The sequence below is a fragment of the Janthinobacterium longum genome, from assembly GCF_051380735.1.
GTDB lineage: Bacteria > Pseudomonadota > Gammaproteobacteria > Burkholderiales > Burkholderiaceae_D > Janthinobacterium.
The window spans coordinates 93,617-117,899 of the sequence record NZ_JBNYXQ010000009.1 but is presented as its reverse complement, the minus strand read 5'-3'; the positions used below and the strand labels follow the sequence as shown (position 1 = coordinate 117,899).

Sequence of the window (24,283 nt, the reverse complement as noted above, 5' to 3'; positions counted from 1 at the left end):
CTTAAGAAACGTCCAGCTGGATAATCTGCACCGCCGGTGCGCTGAATTTCTGCTTCATTTTTCCAAACCAGCCCTGGCTGGCCTGGCGCTCATAGACGGCCGGCAGCGCCGTCAGTGCCTGGCCCAGCCGCCCCTCGCTGGGCAGGGCGTCAAACACGCGGCAACGCCAGCTGGGCTGCAGGAACTGGCGGCTCAGCAGTTCCAGGGCCAGCGCATGCTCGTCCCTGCCGCCACTGAGCCAGCCCATCAGCATGGGCTTGAGGCCGGTCATGCTGACCAGCGACAGATGCAGGCTGGCGATGTCGGCATGGCTGGCGCAGTACGTGCGCGCCTGCGCTGCAAAGCGCTCGACGGCCTGCGCCATCTGCCCCACTTCCTCCGCCGTCACCGGCACGCCCTCGTTACCGAGCACTGCGCTGTCGCGCAGCGCCATCAGGCCGTCATGCGAAATGGCCAGCAACTCCTCACCGTCCATCAGAGCGACGTCCAGCCGGGTCGACTCGGCAAACAGGAGCAGGAAGCGGAACGGCACGCAGACATAGCTGCCGCTAGCCAGATCGGCAGCAGCCTCGGCTTCGTTGAGGTAGGCCGGCAGCAGCGGCAGCTCGTCACCTTCGCGGGCGGACAGCTGCAGCGTGGTGGCCGTCTGATTATTCGCCACCTCCACCTGCTCGCCCCGCACCCATACCGGCATGGACCAGACTTCCTCACGGAAGCGGGGCAGCGCCGAGGTGAGGGCGCCAGGATCGGCTTCCAGAAGCTGGGAAATAATGCCGAATGAGGGATGTGCCATGCGGGGTTCCTTAGGTAAGGTTAACAGGTGACTTGATCGTGCGACAAGACGGTGCGTCCAATATACAACACCACAGAACCACCCATCTACACACGGCGTCAGAATGCGCGCGCCACCGTGACCACAAATTGATGGGGCCAGCCGCTATCGACCGTGGTCGTGGCGGCGCCGTAGCGGCCGCTGGTGGTTCCACTGCGCAGGCGCGTCACGTCCAGCGACACTTGCGCCTGCCAGCCCTGGTGGACGGTGGCCAGGCCGATACGGCCTTCGGCGCGGCGGCTCAGCGCGTTATCGCGCGAGTAGAGATAGCCACCATGCCAGAACGCCTGCACGCGCGGCGCCAGCATCGAGCCGCCATTGAGTTCTCCATACAGCGTGCGTTCGCCGAAGCCCAGGTAATCGGGAGAATAATGCAGCCTTCCACTGAGCTTGCTGCCTGCAAGACCCACATAGACCTCGCGAAAGCTCCAGTTGGCATTGTGCGGGAAGGCATAGGCGGTCACGCCGGTTTCCCACGACAGCCCGGACGGCAGGCGCTGTGCATAGCCGGCGTAGCCGGTCCACTGCGCGCTGCGCTGCGGTTCGCCCACCAGTTGCCCCGTTACCACCTGCCCGCCGGCGTACCAGCCAGCCGTGCCGTCATAATTGAGGGCGAGGCGCGCCGCCGGTTTGGCGTTACTGAGCGAGATGCCGCGATAAAGATAATTGGAAAGCAGGCCTGCGCTGCCGCTTAACTGCGCCTGCGCGGCAGGCGCCAATAGCCAGGGCAGCACGCTCAGGGCGAGCGTGCGTAGTGGCTGCTGGTACCGGGTTGACAAGCGCATGAGCATTTTCCTGAAATGCGGACGATGGTGGCACACAGATCGATGCCGGTCAACGGCGCACTGCCCTGGTTCAGGACGATGGCCTCGCGCAGCTGCACTGCCGCCAGTTGAGGCTTGAGTTCTTCCAGCAGCGCCAGCATGCCCGATACATGGGCTGCGGCATACGACGATCCGGCCACCACGCCCCAGCGTCCGCCCGGCATGGTGGTAGGAATGTCGCGGCCCGGCGCCAGCAGCGCGTGCACCCCGGCGCGCGGCGCGGTGCCGTCGGACGCCACCGCAAACACGCCAGGCATATTGGCCGGGAAGCCGCCATCGGGCTGCGCGGGATCGACCGCGCCAACCACGCGGATGCCACGCGCCTGCGCCACCTCCACCAACTGCTGCAGCAGCCTGTCCTGCGGCCCGGACAGGCTGAGATTGATGATGTGCGCGCCGTTCGACAGCGCAAAGTTCAGCGCTTTGGCCAGCGTGAAGCTGTTGCAGCGGGTGGCGCTGGCGCTTTGCCAGCAGGCGCGCAGCGCCATCAGCCGCGCGTCCGGCGCCACGCCTTCGATGCCGACACCGTTGCCGGCCCGCGCGGCGATCACCCCGGCCACCGCCGTGCCGTGCAATTCGGCCACGTATTTCTGGTTGTCGACGAAGTTCTCCTCGACCATCACCTGGCCCGCCAGGTCCGGATGGCCGCTCTCGATGCCGCTGTCCACCACCGCCACCATCACCTTGCGTCCGGTGGCGACCTTGCGTACCTGCTCCAGTTGCCAGGGCCCGGCCGCCGGCTGCATGCGGTACAGGGGATCACTGCCGCCTTGCGCGGCGAAGTCCTGGATCAGCTGTGCCCACTCGATGCGGCCGTCGCGCGACAGAGCCTCCAGCACGGGAGCGGCCGCCACGCCTGCGGGCAGGCGCATGCGGTAGCAGTCGATGCTCAGCGCGGGCATGGCCCAGTCCTCCATCAATTCCAGCTGGTGGTCCTGGGCCACGGCGGCGGCAATACGCTGGCGCGCGGCGCGGCCCGCGTCGTCGCGGTAGTTGGCGCTGCCGTAGCTGTCGGCGCGGTAATGCGGGGCCGGCAGGTGGAACATGACCAGGATTTCGGCGGCGCCGGCCGCTGGCGGTGCTCGGGACGCCTGGGACGCGTCACCCGGCGCATCGTCCGCCGGCACGATGCGTGGCAAGTCCATGCCTGGCTGCGGCTGCGCCATCGCAGCGCCGGCCAGCAGGCACAGCGCCAGCGCCAGGGCGCGCATCATGGTGCTCTGCCCGCCGTCAGCGATTCGGCCGTTTCCACCGACGCATCGTCACGCAATGCCGCCAGCAATGGCGCCTGGCGGCCCGGCTCCACCTCGAGCATGTAGGCGCCGGTGACGGTGGGGCCGCCGATGATCTGGGCGCCGTTGGCCTGCAGGATGCGCTGCACGTCCTGCAGGCGTGCATCGGGCCTGAAGACGACCAGCAGGTCCGGCGTCGACGCCGGGCCGCGCCCCAGCGCCTGGTAAGCCGGCGCTTCGTCGCGCGGCAGCAGCTGCACCGCCACCAGCGCGACGATCGCGGCGAACTGCGCGCCCATGGCCCAGCCTTGCCAGGCTGCGCCTGCCAGCCAGGCGCGCAGGCGCTGGCCCGGCCCGCGCGAGGTAGCCGGCGAGGCCAGTTGCGGCATCAGGCGCGCCAGCGCGCGCTCCGGGTCCAGCCCTGCGGGCAGAGGGCCTTCCGTTTCCAGCAGCTTGCGCTGCCAGGCCAGATCGTCGCGGCAGACGGCGCAGCCGCGCAGGTGTTGCTGCATGCGCTCGGCTTCGGCATCGCCCAGCGCACCGGACGCATACCAGGGCAGCAAATCCTGCAGCGCCTGGTGCTCGGTATCGCTCATTGTGCTTGGGGTACTCATCGCATCTCTTCCCTATGATCGGACAGCATGTCCTTCAGCTTTTGCCGCGCGTGGAACATGCGCGTTTTTACCGTGTTGACGGGGCAGCCCATGGTCTCGGCGATTTCCTGATACGCCATGCCGTGGTAATAGGTCAGGCTGACCACTACCCGCTGTTCCACCGGCAGCGTATCGAGCGCCCGGCTGACGCCGCGCTGCAACTGGCGCGCCGCCAGCGCATGCTCGGGCTGGGCCGCGGCCGCACCCAATTGATCCTCCTGCTGCTCGAGCGGTTCATCGAGTCCGCGCAGCGCCTTCAAACCCTGCCGATAGGCGATGCCAAAAACCCAGGTGGACAGCTTGCAGCTGCCGTCAAAGGTATCGGCCTTCTGCCACACCACCAGCATGGTGTCGTTGATGATCTCTTCGATCAGCGGCACATTGCGGGTCAGCCGGTCCAGAAACCGCGCCAGGCGGGAAAAATAGGCGCGATACAGGGCCTGGAAGGCGAGCCTGTCGCCGCCCCTGATTCGCCCCAGCAAGGCCATTTCATCCAGCTCGTCCGACACAGCCCCCCCAATCCGCATGCAAATTCTTTTTTGACCCGGTATATACCCGGTCGAGGAAAAAAGGTTCTGCGCAAACGCAAAAATATATTTCTCACCTGAAATTGAACCATGTTGGCACGGGCCGGTATAGACCGCGACAACATTAACGGATTGCTCAACCAGCGTGCTTGCCTCGCCCCCCTCCCTGTTTTGCGGCCCGGCCTTGCTGTCGCCAGACATCGCCGCCGTGGCGCGCCTGCTGCTGCTCGCACCTGTGCTCGAAGAGTGGATCATACGCGCCGGCTTGCAGGAGTGGCTGTTGCGCCGGATCTCGCCCATGCCGGCGCTGCTGGCCAGCGCCGCCGTCTTCAGCGCCCTGCATCTCGGCTCGGGTCTAGCGGCAGCGGCGCTGGTGTTCTGGCCCGGGCTGTTGTTTGGCGCAGTGTACCAGCGCTGGCGGGACTGGCGCCTGTGCGTGCTGGCGCATGCCTTGTGCAACTGCTTCGCGATCACTGTTTGTGGGTCTGTTTCTGGATCTGTTTCTGGATCTGTTTTTGGATCTGTTTTTGTACCGCATTTTGCACCCTGATTCGTACCTTGATCTGACTGGAGAACCGATGAAAAGAATTCGACCGCCCCATGGCCGTGCGTTATGCACGGCCGGCATATGGGCCTTGCTGGCGCTCGGCGTCTCGGCGCAAGCCGCCGATGCGCTGAACGGCAAGAGCCTGTACCTGAATGGCCCGGCGTCCGGCGGCACCTCCTGCGCTTCCTGCCACGGCGCGTCACCGGCGGCCAACGTGAACGGCATCCGCGCGGCGGCCAACAATCCCGGCGTGATCAGCAACGCCTTCGCCGCCAACCGTGGCGGCATGGGATCTCTTTTCAACAGCAAGTTCAGCGCGGCAGAAATAGCCGACCTGGCGGCCTTCATCGGCAATCCGGACGTGAGCTCCGCACCGGCAGCGACGCTGGCGCCGGCCACGCTGGCCTTCGGCGGCACCACCGTCGGCCAGGCCAGCACGGCCCTGGGCACGACACTGACCAACAGCGGCAATGCGGCGCTCAATATCAGCGCGCTGGCCGTCGGCGGCGCCAACCCGGGCGACTTCGCCATCAGCGGCGGCAGCTGCGCCGCCGGTGCCAGCGTGGCGGCAGGCGCCAGCTGCAATGTGCAACTGGTATTCCGTCCGAGCGGCACTGGCGCGCGTGGCGCGGCGCTCACTATCAGCCACAACGCCACGGGCGCCAGCAGCAGCGTGGCGCTGAGCGGCACCGGCAATGCGGCCGCCAGTGCCACCGTTGCGCTGTCGGCGAACGCACTGAACTTCGGCGCACTGCTGACCGGCAGCGCGTCGCCCGTACAAAGCATCACCGTCAACAACACCGGCCAGGCGGCGCTGAGCCTGAGCGGCATCAGCCTGTCCGGCGCCAATGCCGCTGTCTTCACGCTCGGTGGCAGCTGCGCCACGGCCACCGCCGTACCAGCGGGCGGCAGTTGCACCGTGACGGTAGTCGCCACGCCCACCACGGCCGGCGCGTTCGCGGCAAATCTGAATCTGGCCTCGAACGCCAGCAATGGCGGCATCACGGTCAGCCTGGCGGGCAGCGCCAGCGCGGCGGCGCCTGCGCTGTCGGCCAATCCGACTGCGCTCTCGTTCGGCGCGCAGACCATCGGCGCCGGCGCCACCACGCAAAGCGTGGCCATCACCAACCGCGGCAACGTGCCAGTGACCTTTGCCAGCGTCGCCGTCAGCGGCGCACCGTCGGTGACCATCGGCAGCGGCGGCTGCGCCGGCACGCTGGCGGTGGCGGCCAGCTGCAATGTGCCGCTGGCCTTCGCGCCCACCACCGAAGGCAGTGTGAACGCCACACTGCTGCTGCGCTCGAACGCGGCCGATGTGTCGGTGGCCGTCACCGGTTCCGGCACCACAGCCGCCGTGGCGCGCCCTGCGCTGTCTGAAACCGGACCAGTCGCTTTTGCCGATACGCAGGTAGGCCAGCAGGCTGCTGCGCACCGCATCACGCTAAGCAACAATGGCAGCGCAGCGCTGAAAATCACCACCCTCACGCTGGGCGGCGGCAATCCGGGCGACTTCGCACTGGCCGGCACCTGCGCCGTGGGCGGCAGCGTCAGCCCCGGCGCCAGCTGCACCATCGACGCCAGCTTCAAGCCTGCCGTCGCTGGCACCCGCAGCGCCGACCTGGTGCTGGTGACCGATGGCGGCGCGCAACTGAGCCTGCGCCTCAATGGCAATGGCCTGGCCGTGCCCACCACCACGGCGTCCCTGAGCGCCAGTCCGCAAGCGTTCGACTTCGGCAGCGCCACTGTGGGCGATACAGGTCTGCTCAAGCGCTTCACGCTGACCAATAGCGGCAGCGCGGCGCTGACCATCAACAGCGCGACCTTCAGCGGCCCCTACGCCGCCGACACCACCGACACCACGGCCTGCGGCGCTTTTCCACTGACTCTGGCAGCCGGTGCCTCGTGCGAGCTGCCGGTGCGCTTTACCCCGACCACCGCCGGCAGCGCAAACGGCAACCTGACGTTGCAAGCGGCTGGCGCCAGCTGGACCATCGCACTGAGCGGCCAGGGCGCGGCATCGGTCGTCGTCAGCGGGCAGTCGCAGAACCATGGCGGCGGCGGCTGCTCCGCCGCCCAGGATGGCAATGATCCGACGCTGGCGCTGCTGGTGCTGCTGGCAGCCGGTGTGCTGGTATGGCGCCGCCGCATGCCGCGCGCGGCCGCCGTGGCCGGCACGCTGGCCGGCGTCGCCGCCTGCGCCCTGTTCGCGCTGCCCCCACCAGCGTCGGCGCTGGAAACGGGCACGCAAGCGCCAGCCTTCGCGCTGAGCGGCCCGGATGGCGCCGTCAAGCTGGAGCAGTACCGCGGAAAACTGGTGTACCTCGATTTCTGGGCCTCGTGGTGCGGCCCCTGCCGCCAGTCCTTCCCGTGGATGAACGAAATGCAGGCGCGCTACGGCAGCCAGGGTTTGCAAATCGTCGGTATCAATGTCGATGCCAAGGCCGATGATGCGCGCAGCTTCCTCGGCACCACGCCGGCCCGCTTCGCCATCGCCTTCGATCCCGGCGGCGCCACGCCGCGCACCTACGGCGTCAAGGGCATGCCCAGCAGCGTGCTGATCGGCCCGGACGGCAAGGTGCTGTTTGAGCACAGCGGCTTTCGTGCCGCCGACCGCGAAGCGCTGGAAAGCCGCATCAAGACCGCACTGGGAGCGATGAAATGAATACACGCACGTTGACACGAACCGTGCTGGCGCTGTGCACCACCGTGGCCGGCTTGTCCGGCTGCGCACTGCCACCGGTGCAGCCGTGGGAAAAAGGCCAGCTGGCGCGTCCGGACATGCTGATCCAGGGCGATGGCCTGGCCACCCGCTTCAATGAACACATCTACGCCAGCAAGGAAGCCGCCTCCGGCGGCAGCGCGGTTGGCGGCGGCGGCTGCGGCTGCAACTGACAAGGACGACCATGGATCACAACAAACAGCCTTCGGCAGGACAAGCGCTGCTGGCGGCAGCCATGCTGCTGCCGGCATTGGTGCACGCCGAAACGCCGCCCGAGCGCGGCGCCATCAGCGTGAAATACCTGGACTACAGGGAAGATCAGCCGGGCCTGGACCGGATTCGGGTGCACGCCCCGTCGATCTCGGTGCTGGCGCCGGTGGCAGGCGATTGGGCGATCGCCGCCAGCGCGACCACCGACGATGTCTCCGGCGCTTCGCCGCGCTACCATACGGCGGTGTCGGGCGCCTCGCGCATGGACGATCTGCGCAAGGCGGGCGATGTCTCCGTCACGCGCTACCGACCCGGCGGCACCATCAGCCTGGGCGCGGCCTTCTCCACCGAGCATGACTACCGCTCGCGCGCCCTGTCGCTGCAAGGAACGGTGGACAGCGAAGACAAGAACACCACCTGGGCCTTCGGCGTGGGCGGTTCGGACGACGCCATCAATCCGGTCAACCGCATCGTCGCCAATGAAGGCCGGCAGACCGTGAACCTGCTGGCCGGCGTGACGCACGTGTTTACGCCGGTCGATATCGGCCAGCTCACCTACACACACACCAGCGGCCATGGTTATTACTCCGATCCGTACAAGCTGGTCGACAACCGTCCGCGCAAGCGCGATCAGGATACCCTGCTGGCACAGTGGAACCACCGTTTCGTGGGCTTTGATGCCACCAGCCGCCTGAGCTACCGCTATTACCGCGACAGCTTCGGCGTCAGCGCGCATACGCTGTCGACGGAGTGGGTGCAATCGCTGGCCGGCGGCTGGACGCTCACGCCAGCCCTGCGCCTGTATTCGCAGCGCGCGGCGCACTTTTATTTCGACCCGGTGTACGGTGCCAGTACCGGCGCGCCTTTCCCGCCCGGCTATGTGTTCGGCGGCACGGCCTTTACCTCGGCCGACCAGCGCCTGTCCGGGTTTGGCGCCGTCACGGCCGGCATCAAGGTCGCCAAACAGATCGACCAGGACTGGAGCGTGGACCTGAAGCTGGAGCGCTATGAGCAGCGCGGCGCCTGGCGCGTGTTCGGCGACGGTAGTCCGGGCCTGGCGCCGCTGCGTGCCACCAGCGTGCAAATCGGTTTCACGCGACTGTGGTAGCCGACATCCACAGCGTCGCCTTCACGGCCATGGGCAGCCGCTGCGACATTCGCGTGGTGGCTGACGATGGCGAGGCGGCGCGCCTGATCGCCGCACCGGCCATCGCCGAAGTACGCCGGATTGAAAACAAATATTCGCGCTACCGCAGCGACAGCATCATCAGCCGCATCAATGCCGCCGCAGGGCTGTCAGTGGTCGAGTGCGACGATGAGACGGCAGCGCTGCTGGCCTATGCCGACCGGCTGCATGCGGCCAGCGGGGCGCTGTTCGACATCACTTCCGGCGTGCTGCGCAAGGTCTGGGATTTCCGCAACAGCCGTCTGCCCAAGTCCGACGCCTTGAACAAGTTGCTGCCCCTGGTCGGCTGGAACAAGGTCGTGCGCGGCAATGCCAGGGTGTTTCTGCCCATGCGGGGCATGGAACTCGATTTCGGCGGCTTCGGCAAGGAGTACGCCGTCGACCAGGCCGCCGCAGTATTGGCGGAGATGGGCGTGGAGCACGGCTACGTGAACCTGGGCGGCGACATGCGCTTTCTCGGGCCGCGTGCCGATGGCGCCGCGTGGAGCATCGGCATCCAGGACCCGCGCGCCATGGCGGACACGGTCGCGAGCCTGCCGATCAGCCGCGGCGCCCTGGCCACCAGCGGTGATTACGAACGTTTTATTGAAGTCAATGGCCGGCGCTACTGCCATGTGCTCGATCCGCGCACCGGCATGCCGGTATCGTACTGGCGCTCGATCAGCGTGGTGGCGCCACTGGCGCTCACCGCCGGCAGCTGCACCACCATCGCCATGCTGATGGAGGAAGACGGACTCGATTTTCTTGACCGTTGCGGCATGGGCTATCTGGCCATTGATCAGCAAGGACACATTTTCAGGAGAACCCCATGAAGTCGATTTTTAACTGGCTGTGCGCGCTGCTGCTGGCCGCCTGGCTGCCGTTTGCTGCGGCGGCGGACTTTCTGCCGCCCGAGCAGGCGTTTGTAGTGAAGGCGGAACTGCGCGATGCGCATACGGTCGCGTTGCGCTGGGCCATTCCGCCGGGATATCACCTGTATCGCGAGCGGCTGTCCTTCACCGGTCCCGGCGTGGGGCAGCCGCAGCTGCCTGCGGGCAAGCGCAAGTTCGACGAAAACTTCGGCAAGGAAATGGAGACGTATTACACCTCGCTCGCGCTGGACGTCCCGGTCAGCGGCACGGCGCCGTTTGATCTGACGCTCGGCTACCAGGGCTGTGCCGACGCAGGGCTGTGCTATCCGCCCGTGGTGCTGACCTACACCGTCAATCCGGCAGCGCCCGGCGTGCTGACCGCCAGGACTGCCGATGATGCCGGCGTACCTGCCGCCACCGCGTCCGCCAAGCCGGCAAAGGCCGCCATACCTGCCCACGCCGAGGACGACACCTCGCTCGCCCAGCGCACCTTGCAAAGCGGCAGCCTGTGGCGCATCGGCGGTGCTTTCCTGGTATTCGGCCTGCTGCTGTCCTTTACGCCCTGCGTGCTGCCGATGGTGCCCATCCTGTCGTCCATCATCGTCGGTGAAGGTGGCGTGACCCGCAGGCGCGGCCTGCTGCTGGCCGCCGCCTACAGCCTGGGCATGGCCCTGGTCTACACCGCGCTCGGCGTAGCGGCGGGCCTGGCCGGCGAAGGCCTGGCCGGCGCCCTGCAAAAGCCCTGGGTGCTGCTGACCTTTGGCGCGCTGCTGTTCGCCCTGGCCCTGTCGATGTTCGACGTCTATCAGTTGCAGCTGCCCGGTTCCCTGCAAAGCCGCCTGAGCGAATCGAGCGGACGCCAGAGCGGTGGCAAGCTGGCAGGCGTCTTCATCATGGGGGCGTTATCGGCAATGATCGTCGGCCCCTGCGTGGCGGGACCGCTGGCCGGCGCCCTGCTCTACATCAGCAAGACCGGCAATGCCGCCACCGGCGGCTGGGCGCTGTTCGCCATGGCCACCGGCATGAGCGTGCCACTGCTGCTGACGGGCCTGTCGGCTGGCAGCCTGCTGCCGCGCGCGGGGGCCTGGATGAACAACGTCAAGAAGGTCTTCGGCCTGCTGCTGATCGCGGTGGCAATCTGGATGATCGGCCCGGTACTGTCGGTCACGGCCAGCATGGCGCTGTGGGGCGTACTCGCCATCCTGTGCGCGAGCTTCCTGCTTGCCGGCGCAGCGTTGCCGAAAGGCGCGGGCATCGGCGCCTACGCCGCCAGGGCGCTGGGCGTGGTGATGCTGCTGGCCGGTCTGTTTGAACTGGTCGGCGCCGCCAGCTCCGGCACCGACGTGCTGCAGCCGCTGGCGCATCTGCGCGGCGGCGGTGCGGTGGCAGGCGCCACGACGACGGCGCATGAGGGACCGCGCTTCACCCGTATCCGCACTGTCGCCGAGCTCGATCAGGTGCTGGCCAGCGCCGGCAAGCCGGTCATGCTCGACTTCTACGCCGACTGGTGCGTGGCCTGCAAGGAGATGGAGCGCATGACCTTCTCCGACGGCCGCGTCGCCACAGCCATGGGCGGCATGCGGCTGGTCCAGGTCGATGTCACCGCCAACAATGCCGACGACCGCGCGCTGATGAAGCGCTTCGAGCTGTTCGGGCCACCCGGCATCATCTTGTTCAACGCCCATGGCAAGGAAGTGCCGGAGGCGCGCGTGATCGGCTTCATGCCGCCCGAAACTTTTGTGCGCCAGCTGCAGCGCACAGCCACTTGACAGGAGCTTGCATGAACCACCACCGTCTTCTTATCCTCGGTTCCGGCCCGGCCGGCTACTCGGCCGCCGTGTACGCGGCGCGCGCCAACCTGCAGCCGACGCTGATCACCGGCATCGCTCAGGGCGGCCAGCTGATGACCACCACCGACGTCGAAAACTGGCCCGCCGATCCGCTCGGCGTGCAGGGCCCGGAACTGATGGAACGCTTCCGCCAGCACGCCGAACGCTTCGGCACGCGCATGGTGTTCGACCATATCCACACTGCCCATCTGGAAGAAAAACCGATCCGCCTGGTCGGTGATGGCGGCCAGTACACCTGCGACGCGCTGATCATCGCCACCGGCGCCTCGGCCCAGTACCTGGGACTGCCGTCCGAGCAAGCGTATATGGGACGCGGCGTGTCGGCCTGCGCCACCTGCGACGGCTTCTTCTATCGTGGCCGTGAGGTTGCCGTCATCGGCGGCGGCAATACGGCGGTAGAGGAAGCGCTGTATCTGTCGACCATCGCCTCGCGCGTGACACTGGTACACCGGCGCGATCAATTCCGCGCCGAGCCGATCCTGGTTGACCGCCTGATGGCGAAGGTGGCGCAAGGCTCGATTGTGCTGAAACTGAACGCCAGCCTGCACGAAGTATGCGGCGATGACAGCGGCGTGACGGGCGTCGCCCTGCGGCGCCAGGATGGCGAGCTGGAACAGCTGCCCGTGCACGGCGTGTTTGTCGCCATCGGCCACCGGCCGAACACCGCCATCTTCGAAGGTCAACTGGCCATGCACAATGGTTATCTGCGTACCCGCAGCGGCACCGAAGGCATGGCAACCGCCACCTCCATCCCGGGCGTATTCGCTGCCGGCGACGTGCAGGACCATATCTACCGCCAGGCCATCACCAGCGCCGGCACCGGCTGCATGGCGGCGCTCGATGCGCAGCGCTACCTGGAGGCCGCGCAGATGTGACGTTTGCATGGCATTGGACCGCCTGGCTTGGCACCTCGAGTCAAACGCCTTCGCCCTGTGCCTCACGCAATAGCCAATGACCGGTTTCAGACCAGCCAAGAAATTGGCGGCCTTGTTTTTCGGTTGACAACGGCGCAGAAGGCATGCGGGCTGATGCGCATGATTTGAGTCCATCCAGCACCGGCCGGTAGCGCAACTGGAATTGTTCCGACTGCTGTTTGTAATACTCCTCCATCCAGTCGAGCGTCAATTTCAGTTCTCCGGGTGGGAGCATGGACAGGAAAAAGACCATCTGGCGCCACGCATAGGCAGAGTTCTTGATTCGGATGAGCTTTGCGTGCCAGTCGACCACCTGCAACTGATTGCGGGCACATATCCATCGGAAGCACGATTGCGCCATGTCGCGGAACCTGCTCTGCAAAGTGTTTTTTAGTTGCAAGCCGGAGATCAATGCCGCCAGGTTGTGGGTTGTCAGAATCTGTTGCTGCTCAATGATCATGCCGTTTGACGCCGGGCACCATTGGCCGAGTTGTACTCCAGCACGTTGCGCGCAAAGCTGCGCGAATCCCGTTTTTGCCTGGCGCTTCGGCGCTGGTTCGCGAGCATGGCTTTCCGCAAGGCTTTCGATTTGGGCTGCATCGATTTCGTAGTAGTCGGCGTAGAGCGAGCCTTGTAGCATCCCGCAGGCGAGCTTTGCCGCTCGCGTGAACTTGGATCCGAACTTGCCCATGAAGATATCGCTTGCGAGTTCCTCCACGAGCGGGATCGCCAGGCCGGAACGTGACGCGAGGTCCGCGATTTCGCGCACAAGCTTGTTCGGCAGAATCGCGTGTGGGAAGTACTCCAATGTGAGGATGACAATCTGCTCCAACGCCTGGCGCGATGCGGCAGCTGCCGAAAAATCCTTGCGGCGGAAGCCCTCAATCGCATTCACCCAAGGCAACTCGGTCAAGCGTACCTGGCTCTCCAGGTTCAGGAGCAACAAGGAACGGCGCTGCCTGAACGCTCGATAGATGGCCGCGTACAACTGTTGCAGACTTCCATCCTCAAGTCCCAGGCTATGCATTCCAGATGTCACTTGCGGGAGCACTTTCGCCATTACCTCTCCCGACGAGATCAAGCCGCGGCGGGTCAGTTCCTCGATAGAGTCCCTGAGGCATCGATCAATCTTGCGCCGTACCGACCGCGGAATTGCGGTTCCCGCCGGCACCCTCGGGGTCGCTTCGGTCTGCGTGACTGCCATCTTGCACAGGTCTGTGTCGTCCAGTCCGTCCAGCTGTTCGAATGACTTCAACCGCTGTTCTATCAGATGAGCGATCTCGGCATGCAGCGGCGCTGAAACTTCCGCGCGATGAAGCTGCCGAACTTGTGCATTTTGCGCTGAAAGCGGATGCCCCCTTTTGGCCACACTGCAACGGAATAATTGACGAATGCGTTCCAGATCTTTCGCTGGCAGCGAACCGAAATCCATGGCACAGGCCTGCAGATAGCCACGAAGCTGGAGATGATGGCTACCAGCTTTACGATATCTGGACGGTAGACTGCTCGCTTGATCGGCCTCTTCGCACTCCAACAATAGCTCACGCGCCCGGTCAACCCAATCCGCTGGACAGACCTGGCACGGCCAGTCATCGTGCGTCATGGTTTGTGCGAACAATGCCAGCAGGCGGTCGTGCAAGGGTGCATATACCGCTACAGCATGACGCTGCGCCAGAATGGCAGCATTCGGCGCGATACGGCGCAGCTGTTCGCGTGTCGTCGCAACGTCTTGAACCTGTACACCTGCGTCGTAACGGTGTGGGCGGAAATCCGGCACTGGATAGAAACGTAGCGTCGGGAACAGCGGTGAGATTATGCTGAGGATATCCCGGGCCATCTCCGCATGTCCTTCACGGCACATCCAGGCAATAGCAAGCAGTGCGCCTTCTTCCGGGTAACGGATCGCGTAGCGTCTGTCATCGAGCCACGACAATAGCTCACCCATCCCTTGATCCGTCACGAAATATGCGTTCAGACGCAGCCTGGCATCCTCGTTTTCCGGGATGGACAGACGCTTGATCAGTTGCGTTTCGTAGGCCTCCAACGGGCCGCCGGCAAGCAGACGGCCGGTTGCAAATCCGCCCGTGGCGACTTCCAGCGTCGCCCATGCCGGGGTATCCGGCAACGGTGTACGTGAGCCGTAGCGCGCTGCGCCACTGAGAACGTTGGAGACAATTTCCTGCCACTGTGTAACGCGGCGCGCTGCCCGTTCCGCCAGTCCGGCATCTTCTGTTTGTTCAGTCGCCAACAATGCCTTGGCTAATTGCCCAGCTGCATAAGCCGAGCATACTGGGACGTCAACACCAGCAACGTCGTCGTCGTTTGATTTCCGCACTGGTTCCTGGTCCTTTGCCTGGGTTCGGGGGCTGGAATCGAACCAGCGCCATCTCGGTTCAGAGCCGAGCGTTCTTCCACTGAACTACCCCGAAATTGTCTGCTGCAGCGTACAGAAAAATAGAAGAATGAGCAACTTGCATGTCTCACAACATCCGTGAACACGTACGCGCTTCCCGGCCCAGCGATCTAAAATCTTTTGTCAGGCTGGACACTTCCGTTCCGGAAACCAAGCCCTCATCATCGCTTGCTCGGAAAAGTGTCAACCTGTTACCGCACGGGTCAGAACAATAAAAAAGCCTCACCAATCATGGCGAGGCTTTGAGTTGTTTACACTTTTAAATGTCTTCCATTAGAACGGAATATCGTCATCCATATCCGAGAAGTTCGGCGCTGGCTTCGGTGCCGGGCGTGGTGCCGGTGCCGGGGCTGGACGCGGGGCTGGGGCCTGGCGTGGGGCCGGGGCGTCGTAGCCACCGCTGTTGCCACCATAGCTGTCGTCGCCACCGCCGGCGTCGCCACCCATGCCGGAACGGCCGCCCAGCATTTGCATGTTTTCCGCGATGATGTCGGTAGCGTATTTCTCGACGCCATCTTTATCCGTGTATTTACGGGTTTGCAGGCGGCCTTCGACGTAGACAGAGGAACCTTTTTTCAGGTATTGGCCGACGATTTCAGCGAGGCGGCCGAAGAACGAGATGCGGTGCCATTCGGTCAACTCTTTTTGTTCGCCCGTGTTGCGGTCCTTCGATTTGTACGAAGTGGCCACGGCGATATTGGCGATCGCGTCGCCGCTAGGCATGTAGCGGATTTCCGGGTCGCGGCCCAGATTGCCGACGATAATGACTTTGTTGACTGATGCCATGAATAACTCCTGTTGAACTGCTGCGGGAGGTGCCGCGCGTTGGATTTTTTACTAAACGACGATTATAAGCGACTCCAAAGCACAAGGCGACTTGTATTGAGGCACGTGCAAGGTGCCATGCAGCGGTGTGGCACGGTCCCGTTTTTTTCAGCAGCGGTGAAAACAAGAAACTTGAATACTGGTATTATATACAGTATTAAAACGGCTGTACGCATCTGCATCAACCTTTGTCCGCACACGCCGGCCAGGCGGCAAAATCCGCCAGGCACGGCCTCAGGCGTGCGCAACAAAACCCGGCTATAGTAACAAATTGGCCGTTGTCGCCCCATCCCGGTCGCCACGTGTCCACCGCATCCCACTGAAAGCAAGGCTAATCACATGGAACAGATCCGCATTCGCGGTGCTCGCACGCATAACCTCAAGAATATCAATCTCGATTTGCCGCGCAACAAGCTGATCGTGATTACCGGCCTGTCCGGTTCCGGCAAGTCCTCGCTGGCCTTTGACACCCTGTACGCTGAAGGCCAGCGTCGCTATGTTGAGTCGCTGTCGGCCTATGCGCGCCAGTTCCTGCAACTGATGGAAAAACCGGACGTCGACCTGATCGAAGGCCTGTCGCCGGCGATTTCCATCGAACAAAAAGCGACCTCGCACAACCCGCGCTCCACCGTGGGCACGGTGACGGAAATCCACGATTATCTGCGCCTGCTGTATGCGCGCGTCGGCACGCCGTATTGCATCAACCATCCGGAACACGCGCTGGCCGCGCAGACCGTGTCGCAAATGGTCGACGCCGTGCTGGCCATGCCGGAAGACACCAAGCTGATGATACTGGCGCCGGTGGTGGCCAACCGCAAGGGCGAACATGTGGATCTGTTCGAGCAGATGCAGGCGCAGGGCTTCGTGCGTTTTCGCGTGCAGAGCGGCACGCACGAGGCGAAGATCTATGAGGTCGACGACCTGCCGAAACTGAAGAAAACCGAAAAGCACACGATCGACGTGGTGATCGACCGGGTGAAGGTCAACCAGGACATCAAGCAGCGCCTGGCGGAAAGTTTCGAGACCGCCCTGCGCCTGGCCGATGGCCGCGCCGTGGCCTACGAAATGGATACCGCGCAAGAGCAGGTATTCTCGAACAAGTTCGCCTGCAACGAGTGCGGCTATTCGCTGCAGGAACTCGAACCACGGCTGTTCTCGTTCAACAACCCGATGGGCGCCTGCCCGGAATGCGATGGTCTCGGTCATATTGAATTCTTTGACCCGAAACGCATCGTCGCGTTCCCGAACCTGTCGCTGGCCTCGGGTGCCGTCAAGGGCTGGGATCGCCGCAACCAGTTTTACTTCCAGATGTTGTCGAACCTGGCCGACTTTTACGAGTTTGACCTGGACCTGCCGTTCGAGCAGCTGGAACTGAACGCCCAGCAAGCCGTGCTGTACGGCTCGGGCAAGCAGTCGATTCCATTCAGCTATGTGAACGAGCGCGGCCGCACGGTGGTCAAGGAACACACGTTTGAAGGCGTGGTCAACAATCTGTCGCGCCGCTACCGCGAAACCGATTCGATGGCGGTCAAGGAAGAACTGGCCAAGTTCATCAATGAAAAATGCTGCCCGTCCTGCGAAGGCGCGCGCCTGCGCGTGGAAGCGCGCCATGTGAAGGTCGGTACCGGCAAGCAGCAGCGCGCGATCTATGAAGTGGCGGAAAAACCGCTGCGCGAGACGCTCGATTTCTTTGAAAAACTGAAACTGACGGGCGCCAAGAAAGAGATCGCCGACCGCGTGGTGAAGGAGATCATTTCGCGCCTGAAGTTCCTCAACAATGTGGGCCTCGATTACCTGTCGCTCGACCGCAGCGCCGATACCTTGTCGGGCGGCGAAGCGCAGCGGATTCGCCTGGCGTCGCAGATCGGTTCGGGCCTGACGGGCGTGATGTATGTACTCGATGAACCCTCGATCGGCCTGCACCAGCGCGACAACGACCGCCTGATCGAAACGCTGAAACACTTGCGCGATATCGGCAACAGCGTGCTGGTGGTCGAGCATGACGAAGACGCGATCCGCACCGCCGACTATATCGTCGACATGGGCGTGGGCGCCGGCGTGCACGGCGGCGAGATCATCGCCGAAGGCACGTTGAAAGACATTCTGAAGAACAAGAAGTCGCTGACGGCGCAGTACCTGAACGGCAAGCTGAAAATCGCCGTGCCGAAAAAACGTCATGAAAGCAATCCGGAAAAGCAGCTGGTGATTACTGGCGCGACCGGCAACAACCTGAAAAAGGTGTCGCTGAGCCTGCCGGTGGGGCTGATGACCTGCGTAACGGGCGTATCGGGTTCGGGCAAATCGTCGCTGGTAAACGATACCTTGTACCCTGCCCTGTCGCGCCATTTGTACGGCTCGCAAACGGAACCGGCGCCGCACGATTCGATCAGTGGCCTCGAGCATTTCGACAAGGTCATTTCGGTCGACCAGGCGCCGATCGGGCGCACGCCGCGTTCGAATCCCGCCACCTACACGGGCTTGTTTACGCCGATCCGCGATCTGTTCTCGACTGTGCCGACGGCCAAGGAGCGCGGCTACAGCGCGGGCCGCTTCTCGTTCAACGTCAAGGGCGGGCGCTGCGAAGCGTGCCAGGGCGATGGCGTGATCAAGGTCGAGATGCACTTCCTGCCGGACGTCTATGTGCCGTGCGATGTCTGCCACGGCAAGCGCTACAACCGCGAAACGCTGGAAGTGCAATACAAGGGCAAGAACATCACCGAAGTGCTGGGCATGACGGTGGAAGAGGCGCATGAATTCTTCAAGCCGGTGCCGCTGATCGCGCGCAAGCTGCAGACCCTGCTGGACGTGGGCCTGGGCTACATCAAGCTGGGCCAGAGCGCCACCACCCTGTCGGGCGGCGAGGCGCAGCGCGTGAAACTGTCGCTGGAACTGTCCAAGCGCGACACCGGCCGCACCCTGTATATCCTGGACGAGCCGACCACCGGCCTGCACTTCCACGATATCGACCTGCTGATGAAAGTGATACACCGCCTGCGCGACCAGGGCAATACTTTGGTGATCATCGAGCACAATCTGGACGTGATCAAGACGGCCGACTGGATCGTCGACTTGGGCCCCGAAGGCGGCGCCGGCGGCGGACAGATCATCGCCACCGGTACGCCGGAAGACGTGGCGCAGAATCCAGCCAGCGTGACGGGTAAATACCTGGGGCCGCTGCTGAAACAGTAAGTTCCGCTTGCTACCATGATCCCGCGGCCAGTTGTCTTGCCCGGGGGATTTTTCTATGGGAAACTGTTTTCTTACGACTGGTCTTTTATATATGCATGCCACGCAATAACCTGTCCTTGTTCAAGCTGATGCGCCACCATATGGCGCTGGCATCAATGTTGCTGCCTGGCACGGTGCTGGCCTGCTTCTGTCCGCCTGAGGAACTTGGTGAGTTCCTGCATCTTGAGCCAGCAACCATAAGGCATCCTGCGTCGATCACTCTGCCTGCGAATGCACGCGGCGTACTATTTCTTTTTGAGCGCTATCCTGAGTTTGTGGTCGGCGACGACGAAGGCTATTTCATCGTCCATCCTCCGGTACCCTTGTCGGCAAAACGATTTCGTATCCGCGAACGCGATACGGGCCGCAGCCTGTCCCCGCAACTGGTAAGACTGCAGGTGGAGAAACAGATGGGTACGCAATGGGAAGGCTTTTTCCTCGGCAGTCCGGAAATGCGGCAATGCAGCAAGCCGGCCAACACCAGCAAGGCTATGTGCCGTACGCTGGAGTCACTAAAGACCGGCGGGGCCGGGCGGGAACAGGATGAGTACAGCGACAGAGTCAAGCGATTTGCCTCACAACATGGCTTACTCGATATCAGTGAAGAGGTCAATGCGGCCGCCGGGCTGTACCGCGTCGAGGCACGTGAAGGATTCAAGCCTGACAGAGTATACGAAATTGAATATCGCGAAGGCAAGCGGCGCCTGAAGGCCGAGCTTCGCATGGGCATCAGGTCTATGGACATCGACGGCGATGCGGCGTTCACCGTACGCACAGATGGCTCAGCCAGACGCGAAAAGCTGCTGGTCGCAAACGCAGGCACTTGCGGCAAGCCGGCGACCATGGCCGTCCAGCCATTGCGCCTGACGCTGCCGACGGCGTATGAGCCATACCGGCCGCAGCTGCTGTACTTCATGCAGCACAAATTGCAGCAGGCAGATCGGCGGCAATTCACGCCAGTCGGACGATATACCCCGTTCCACTACCTGCCCACCGTCTGCACCACGATTCCCCATGGGGGCAGCTTTCACGGCAATGGAAGGGAGCTTGCCCTCGGCGATTGCCAGGCACCTGCACCACGCCAGGTCAAAGCCTATGCGGGCATGCTGGAAGTGGAGGACAGGCTGCATGAAACGGCGCCACTCACCATTACGTTTCCTGCAGAAAAGCCAGGACAATGCCCCAACATGCTGGACGAGGTTTACCCGATCTATTTTGTTCCATCCAAGGCTGGATAGCCCCCACAGCCTGCAATAAAAAACGGCGCGTATTGCTCATGCAATCCGCGCCGTTTCCCTTTTCAGCACGCCAGTCATTGCCGGCGTGTCTTTGTATCACACGCCGGTCTTTGCCAGCGTGCGTCTCCCCCCACTAAACCATCAAACTCTTAGCTGGCCAGGCGCTGTTCCAGCGCTGCCTTGTTGTCTGCCAGTTCCTGCGGCAGATGATATGCCAGCTTTTCAAACAGTTCCGTGTGCAATTTCAATTCTTCTACCCACGCCGACTTGTCGATCGAGGTGATGGTGTCGAATTGCTCTTGCGTGAACGGCAGGCCGTCCCAGTTCAGGTCGCCATATTCGGGCGTGGTGCCGAACAGGTTTTCCACGCCGCCGGTCTTGCCGTCGATGCGTTCCAGCATCCATTTCAGCACGCGCATATTGTCGCCAAAGCCAGGCCAGACGAATTTGCCCGCTTCGTCGGTACGGAACCAGTTGACGCAATAGATCTTCGGCAGCGCGGCCGGGTTGACCTTGCCCACTTTCACGCCCATGTCCAGCCAGTGCTGGAAATAGTCGCTCATGTTATAGCCGATAAATGGCAACATGGCAAATGGATCGCGGCGCACCACGCCCATCTGGCCCACGGCGGCGGCGGTGGTTTCGGAACCCATGGTGGCGGCCATGTACACGCCCTCGACCCAGTTGCGCGCTTCGGTGACCAAAGGCACGGTGGTCGAACGGCGGCCACCGAAGATGAAGGCCGAAATCGGCACGCCGGCCGGGTCGTCCCAGGCGGCGTCGATCACCGGGTTTTGTGTCGCTGCAACAGTAAAGCGGGCATTCGGATGGGCAGCCTTGGTGCCGGATGCCGGCGTCCAGTCCTTGCCTTGCCAGTCGATCAGGTGACTTGGCGCTTCCTTCGTCAAGCCTTCCCACCAGACGTCGCCGTCGTCGGTCAGCGCGACGTTGGTGAAGATGGTGTTTTCACGCATCGAGGCCATGCAGTTGAAATTGGTTTTTTCATTGGTGCCGGGCGCCACGCCAAAGTAACCCGCTTCCGGATTGATGGCGTACAGGCGGCCATCGGCACCGGGTTTGATCCAGGCGATATCGTCGCCGATGGTGGTCACTTTCCAGCCCTTGAAACTGGCCGGTGGTATCAGCATGGCAAAGTTGGTCTTGCCGCAGGCCGACGGGAAGGCTGCCGCCACGTAGTGCTTCTTGCCTTCCGGCGACTCGACGCCGAGGATCAGCATGTGTTCGGCCAGCCAGCCCGGCGCGTCTGCGGACGCTTGCGCTTCCTGGTAGCCCATGTTCGAGGCGATGCGCAGGGCGAAACATTTCTTGCCCAGCAGGGCGTTGCCGCCGTAGCCCGAGCCAAAGGACCAGATTTCGCGCGTTTCCGGGAAGTGCACGATGTATTTGGTGCTGTTGCATGGCCATTTGACGTCGGCCTGGCCGGCGGCCAGCGGCGCGCCCACGCTGTGCACGCACGGCACGAACTCGCCATCGGTACCGAGCACATCGTAGACGGCGCGGCCCATGCGGGTCATGATTTTCATGTTGACGGCAACATACGGCGAATCGGACAGTTCCACGCCGATATGCGCGATCGGCGAACCGAGCGGGCCCATCGAGAACGGCACCACGTACATGGTACGGCCCTGCATGCAGCCGTCGAACAAGCCGTTGAGCGTGTTGCGCATCTCGCCCGGTTCGGTCCAGTTATTGGTCGGGCCGGCCGCTTCTTTTTTTGCCGAACAGATATAGGTACGGTCTTCGACACGGGCCACGTCGCTCGGGTCGGAGCAAGCCAGGTAGGAGTTCGGGCGCTTGTCGGCGTTCAGTTTTTTCATGGTGCCGCTGGCGACCATCTCGGCACACAGGCGCTCGTACTCTTCCTGCGAACCGTCGCACCAGTAGATGCGATCAGGCTTGGTCAGCGCGGCAATCTCTGCCACCCAGTTGATCAGTTTCTGTTGTTTAATATAAGCTGGGACGTTGAGTGTAGCAACGCCACCCATGACGGGCTGATTCATATTACCTCCAATACCAATTAAGAATTCTGGTCGTTCAGGCAGACAACCGTGCCGCGGTGCGTACACGCTGGCTGTTTGGTTGTTTTGCCGGCCGCAGCGCGAGGCGCCGGCGGCAGGTATTTGCGCCTGGTGGCGCGCGGTGCATGCACCAGAATGCTGCAAAGTGTCGGCGATTGTACACCCGTAAAACCGCTATTCTCGCAAAAATGTAGGAAAATAGCCCGACTAATGTAGTAGGCTATTCAGCATTGCCCGTATCCTGTTATTTCCCTACCAAATCCACATTAAGATCGGTCAACTTCCATGAAAATTGCCATACTCGATGATTATCAGGATGCCGTGCGCGGCCTCGATTGTTTCAAATTAACCGCAGGCCACGACGTCAAAGTGTTCAGCAACACGGCACGCGGCCTGGGCCAACTGGCGATCCGCCTGGCACCGTTCGACGCACTGGTGCTGATACGCGAGCGCAGCAATTTCAATCGTGCGCTGCTGGCCAAGCTGCCCAATCTGAAGCTGTTGTCGCAAACGGGCAAGGTCAGCGGCCACGTGGATGTGGCCGCCGCTACCGAACTGGGCATTGCGATTGCCGAAGGCGTGGGCTCGCCGACGGCGCCGGCCGAACTGACCTGGGCCCTGATCATGGCGGCGCAGCGCAAGATCGTGCCGTACGCACAGAACCTGAAAGAGGGCTTGTGGCAGATGGCCTCGCTGGAACCGGCGCAGAACACCCTGGGCACGGCGCTCAAGGGCCGCACCCTCGGTATCTGGGGCTATGGCAAGATCGGCCAGCTGGTGGCAGGCTACGGTCGCGCGTTTGGCATGCGGGTGCTGGTTTGGGGCAGCGATGCAAGCCGCGCGGCGGCGGTAGCGGCTGGCGATGCGGCGGCAGACTCGCGCGAGGACTTTTTTGCGCAGGCCGATGTACTGAGCCTGCACCTGCGCCTGTCCGACAAGACGCGGGGCCTGGTCACGGCGCAGGACCTGGCGCGCATGAAGCCGACGTCGCTGTTCGTCAATACCAGCCGCGCCGAACTGGTGGCCGATGGTGCGCTCGAAGCGGCCTTGCCGCAAGGGCGCCCGGGCGCGGCCGCGCTCGACGTATTTACCGACGAGCCCTTGCCGCCAGCGTCGCCGCTGCTGCAACTGCCCAATGTGCTGGCTACGCCACACCTGGGCTACGTCGAGCGTGACGGCTATGAACTGTATTTCAGCTATGCGCTGCAAAATATCGTCGACTATGAACGTGGGCAATGCACGCGCCTGCTGAACCCCGAGGTGCTGGCGCACGCGCGCCAGCTTGCTTTCAGGAACGCTGGAAACCCTTGAGCAAATCCGGCTCGCCCGTGATGCTGATGGCAGGGGCCGGCAGCACGTGCGAACGCGACCACAGGCCGTCCCAGCCCGGTGGCCAGGCGATTACCGGGCCAGCGTAAGCGGGCAAGCCGGCGCGCACGGCAATCACCGGTACCGGCGGCATCTCGGGCAAGGGGGCGCCCGGTTCGCGCGGCATGTCCAGGCTGTACATATAGTTGGGCAGCAGGGCGTCGCAGACCTGCGCGAACCAGGCCGCATGGTCTTCGTCGCGGCCCAGCGCCTGGGCCAGCCCTTGCGGATCGAAGCGCGCCAGCGCGTCGACCAGTTCGGCGGTGGTGGCGCCCGGCGTATCGCCCCAGCCCATCACGGGATTGACGTTGTAGTCGGCGCCCGAGCCATACCAGCCTTCGCGCCACGGCCGCTGCAGCCAGTTGCGCGGGCCGGTAAACAAATGCCAGCGCCAGTGCAGGCCCGACGGTTTCGGCCAGGAATACAGATACAGTTTTTGATAACCGGCCCGGTGCAGCTCGCGCACCATCGCCATCAGCCGTGCATGCGGCATGCGGTCGGGCGGCGCGCGGCGAAAGCGGATCGCTTCGCCATCGGCAAATTCGACATCATCGGTGGACAGGTTCAGGTCCAGCGTGCGCGACTCGCTGCCAAAGCGCGCAGCGATCCAGCCGGTCAGCAAGTTGACGGACGTGATCACGCCATAACCGCGATGGCGATGAAAAATGACGGTGCCGGGAGCGAGCGCTTTCATGGGGAATCAGCAAGCCGGAGCAGGAACAAAGAAGCCAGTGTACTCACAGATGGCCGAATTTTCCAGATGCGGCTCAACAAGCTTGCTGGCCCATGCATCGCCATTCAGGCTATCATGCGCGTCATTCTCCACT

Annotated in this window: 19 protein-coding genes and 1 tRNA gene; 10 read left to right on the top strand and 10 right to left on the bottom strand. The window is 63.4% G+C overall.

Features of this window, described 5'->3' with window-relative positions:
• Position 1: 1 nt before the first annotated feature.
• The 5 genes from ACQ4WM_RS20330 to ACQ4WM_RS20310 form a co-directional block, all read right to left on the bottom strand.
• Positions 2–793 carry a hypothetical protein gene (locus tag ACQ4WM_RS20330; RefSeq protein WP_436548466.1) on the bottom strand — a complete coding sequence of 264 codons (792 nt, stop codon included), beginning with the start codon at positions 791–793 and terminating at the stop codon, positions 2–4.
• A gap of 98 nt (positions 794–891) precedes the next feature.
• Positions 892–1,617, bottom strand: a complete 726-nt coding sequence (locus ACQ4WM_RS20325) for a TorF family putative porin (protein ID WP_436548465.1) — start codon at positions 1,615–1,617, stop codon at positions 892–894.
• The gene (locus ACQ4WM_RS20320) at positions 1,569–2,870 is read right to left on the bottom strand and encodes a S8 family peptidase (protein ID WP_436548464.1); all 1,302 of its coding nucleotides are present in this window, start codon (positions 2,868–2,870) and stop codon (positions 1,569–1,571) included. Before ACQ4WM_RS20320 ends, ACQ4WM_RS20325 begins: the two co-directional genes overlap by 49 nt.
• Entirely contained in the window at positions 2,867–3,502 is a 636-nt protein-coding gene (locus ACQ4WM_RS20315; RefSeq protein ID WP_436548463.1) for a zf-HC2 domain-containing protein, read from the bottom strand. Before ACQ4WM_RS20315 ends, ACQ4WM_RS20320 begins: the two co-directional genes overlap by 4 nt.
• Complete coding sequence (locus ACQ4WM_RS20310; RefSeq protein WP_436548462.1) at positions 3,499–4,269, bottom strand: RNA polymerase sigma factor; 771 nt, start codon at positions 4,267–4,269, stop codon at positions 3,499–3,501. The genes ACQ4WM_RS20315 and ACQ4WM_RS20310 overlap by 4 nt, the downstream gene beginning before the upstream one ends.
• On the opposite strand from ACQ4WM_RS20310, the gene mrtJ reads away from it, so the two are divergent.
• Genes mrtJ through trxB form a run of 7 tightly spaced genes read left to right on the top strand, consistent with a single transcriptional unit; the run spans position 4,253 to position 12,306 of the window.
• Entirely contained in the window at positions 4,253–4,618 is a 366-nt protein-coding gene (gene mrtJ / locus ACQ4WM_RS20305) for a JDVT-CTERM system glutamic-type intramembrane protease MrtJ (RefSeq protein WP_436548461.1), read from the top strand. The genes ACQ4WM_RS20310 and mrtJ overlap by 17 nt on opposite strands.
• 28 nt (positions 4,619–4,646) lie before the next feature.
• Entirely contained in the window at positions 4,647–7,277 is a 2,631-nt protein-coding gene (locus tag ACQ4WM_RS20300; RefSeq protein WP_436548460.1) for a choice-of-anchor D domain-containing protein, read from the top strand.
• On the top strand, positions 7,274–7,507 hold the full coding sequence (locus ACQ4WM_RS20295) for a DUF4266 domain-containing protein (protein ID WP_436548459.1): 234 nt from the start codon (positions 7,274–7,276) through the stop codon (positions 7,505–7,507). Before ACQ4WM_RS20300 ends, ACQ4WM_RS20295 begins: the two co-directional genes overlap by 4 nt.
• Before the next feature lie 11 nt (positions 7,508–7,518).
• Positions 7,519–8,652, top strand: coding sequence for a DUF3570 domain-containing protein (locus ACQ4WM_RS20290; RefSeq protein ID WP_436548458.1), 1,134 nt, complete (start codon positions 7,519–7,521; stop codon positions 8,650–8,652).
• The gene (locus ACQ4WM_RS20285; RefSeq protein ID WP_436548457.1) at positions 8,646–9,542 is read left to right on the top strand and encodes an FAD:protein FMN transferase; all 897 of its coding nucleotides are present in this window, start codon (positions 8,646–8,648) and stop codon (positions 9,540–9,542) included. Before ACQ4WM_RS20290 ends, ACQ4WM_RS20285 begins: the two co-directional genes overlap by 7 nt.
• Positions 9,539–11,350 carry a protein-disulfide reductase DsbD gene (dsbD, locus tag ACQ4WM_RS20280; protein WP_436548456.1) on the top strand — a complete coding sequence of 604 codons (1,812 nt, stop codon included), beginning with the start codon at positions 9,539–9,541 and terminating at the stop codon, positions 11,348–11,350. The genes ACQ4WM_RS20285 and dsbD overlap by 4 nt, the downstream gene beginning before the upstream one ends.
• Before the next feature lie 11 nt (positions 11,351–11,361).
• A complete protein-coding gene (trxB, locus tag ACQ4WM_RS20275) occupies positions 11,362–12,306 on the top strand; it encodes a thioredoxin-disulfide reductase (protein ID WP_436548455.1) in 945 nt (314 codons plus the stop codon).
• Positions 12,307–12,346: 40 nt separating this feature from the next.
• On the opposite strand, the gene ACQ4WM_RS20270 is transcribed toward trxB, so the two are convergent.
• The 3 genes from ACQ4WM_RS20270 to ssb form a co-directional block, all read right to left on the bottom strand.
• Positions 12,347–14,593: a hypothetical protein gene (locus tag ACQ4WM_RS20270; RefSeq protein ID WP_436548454.1), complete on the bottom strand. Its 2,247-nt coding sequence runs from the start codon at positions 14,591–14,593 to the stop codon at positions 12,347–12,349.
• Between the two features lie 106 nt (positions 14,594–14,699).
• Positions 14,700–14,774 (bottom strand) — tRNA-Gln (locus ACQ4WM_RS20265).
• 257 nt (positions 14,775–15,031) lie between these two features.
• Positions 15,032–15,544, bottom strand: a complete 513-nt coding sequence (gene ssb / locus ACQ4WM_RS20260; RefSeq protein ID WP_426077953.1) for a single-stranded DNA-binding protein — start codon at positions 15,542–15,544, stop codon at positions 15,032–15,034.
• Between the two features lie 378 nt (positions 15,545–15,922).
• On the opposite strand from ssb, the gene uvrA reads away from it, so the two are divergent.
• Positions 15,923–18,772, top strand: a complete 2,850-nt coding sequence (gene uvrA, locus ACQ4WM_RS20255; RefSeq protein WP_436548453.1) for an excinuclease ABC subunit UvrA — start codon at positions 15,923–15,925, stop codon at positions 18,770–18,772.
• A 116-nt stretch (positions 18,773–18,888) separates the two neighbouring features.
• Entirely contained in the window at positions 18,889–20,049 is a 1,161-nt protein-coding gene (locus ACQ4WM_RS20250; RefSeq protein ID WP_436548452.1) for a hypothetical protein, read from the top strand.
• A 149-nt stretch (positions 20,050–20,198) separates the two neighbouring features.
• On the opposite strand, the gene ACQ4WM_RS20245 is transcribed toward ACQ4WM_RS20250, so the two are convergent.
• A complete protein-coding gene (locus tag ACQ4WM_RS20245; RefSeq protein ID WP_436548451.1) occupies positions 20,199–22,070 on the bottom strand; it encodes a phosphoenolpyruvate carboxykinase (GTP) in 1,872 nt (623 codons plus the stop codon).
• Positions 22,071–22,373: 303 nt separating this feature from the next.
• Between ACQ4WM_RS20245 and ACQ4WM_RS20240 the strand changes: the two genes are divergently transcribed.
• Positions 22,374–23,399, top strand: coding sequence for a D-2-hydroxyacid dehydrogenase family protein (locus ACQ4WM_RS20240; RefSeq protein ID WP_436548450.1), 1,026 nt, complete (start codon positions 22,374–22,376; stop codon positions 23,397–23,399).
• Here ACQ4WM_RS20240 and ACQ4WM_RS20235 read toward each other — a convergent pair.
• The gene (locus ACQ4WM_RS20235) at positions 23,377–24,150 is read right to left on the bottom strand and encodes an L-asparaginase (RefSeq protein ID WP_436548449.1); all 774 of its coding nucleotides are present in this window, start codon (positions 24,148–24,150) and stop codon (positions 23,377–23,379) included. The two genes, ACQ4WM_RS20240 and ACQ4WM_RS20235, sit on opposite strands and share 23 nt — an antisense overlap.
• Positions 24,151–24,283 lie beyond the last annotated feature (133 nt).

Excerpts from the sequence above, each read along its gene's own strand:
- ACQ4WM_RS20330 (WP_436548466.1), bottom strand. The coding sequence starts at position 793 with ATGGCACATCCCTCATTCGGCATTATTTCCCAGCTTCTGGAAGCCGAT.
- ACQ4WM_RS20325 (WP_436548465.1), bottom strand. The coding sequence starts at position 1,617 with ATGCGCTTGTCAACCCGGTACCAGCAGCCACTACGCACGCTCGCCCTG.
- ACQ4WM_RS20320 (WP_436548464.1), bottom strand. The coding sequence starts at position 2,870 with ATGATGCGCGCCCTGGCGCTGGCGCTGTGCCTGCTGGCCGGCGCTGCG.
- ACQ4WM_RS20315 (WP_436548463.1), bottom strand. The coding sequence starts at position 3,502 with ATGAGTACCCCAAGCACAATGAGCGATACCGAGCACCAGGCGCTGCAG.
- ACQ4WM_RS20310 (WP_436548462.1), bottom strand. The coding sequence starts at position 4,269 with ATGTCTGGCGACAGCAAGGCCGGGCCGCAAAACAGGGAGGGGGGCGAG.
- ACQ4WM_RS20300 (WP_436548460.1), top strand. The coding sequence starts at position 4,647 with ATGAAAAGAATTCGACCGCCCCATGGCCGTGCGTTATGCACGGCCGGC.
- ACQ4WM_RS20295 (WP_436548459.1), top strand. The coding sequence starts at position 7,274 with ATGAATACACGCACGTTGACACGAACCGTGCTGGCGCTGTGCACCACC.
- ACQ4WM_RS20290 (WP_436548458.1), top strand. The coding sequence starts at position 7,519 with ATGGATCACAACAAACAGCCTTCGGCAGGACAAGCGCTGCTGGCGGCA.
- dsbD (WP_436548456.1), top strand. The coding sequence starts at position 9,539 with ATGAAGTCGATTTTTAACTGGCTGTGCGCGCTGCTGCTGGCCGCCTGG.
- trxB (WP_436548455.1), top strand. The coding sequence starts at position 11,362 with ATGAACCACCACCGTCTTCTTATCCTCGGTTCCGGCCCGGCCGGCTAC.
- ssb (WP_426077953.1), bottom strand. The coding sequence starts at position 15,544 with ATGGCATCAGTCAACAAAGTCATTATCGTCGGCAATCTGGGCCGCGAC.
- uvrA (WP_436548453.1), top strand. The coding sequence starts at position 15,923 with ATGGAACAGATCCGCATTCGCGGTGCTCGCACGCATAACCTCAAGAAT.
- ACQ4WM_RS20245 (WP_436548451.1), bottom strand. The coding sequence starts at position 22,070 with ATGAATCAGCCCGTCATGGGTGGCGTTGCTACACTCAACGTCCCAGCT.
- ACQ4WM_RS20240 (WP_436548450.1), top strand. The coding sequence starts at position 22,374 with ATGAAAATTGCCATACTCGATGATTATCAGGATGCCGTGCGCGGCCTC.
- ACQ4WM_RS20235 (WP_436548449.1), bottom strand. The coding sequence starts at position 24,150 with ATGAAAGCGCTCGCTCCCGGCACCGTCATTTTTCATCGCCATCGCGGT.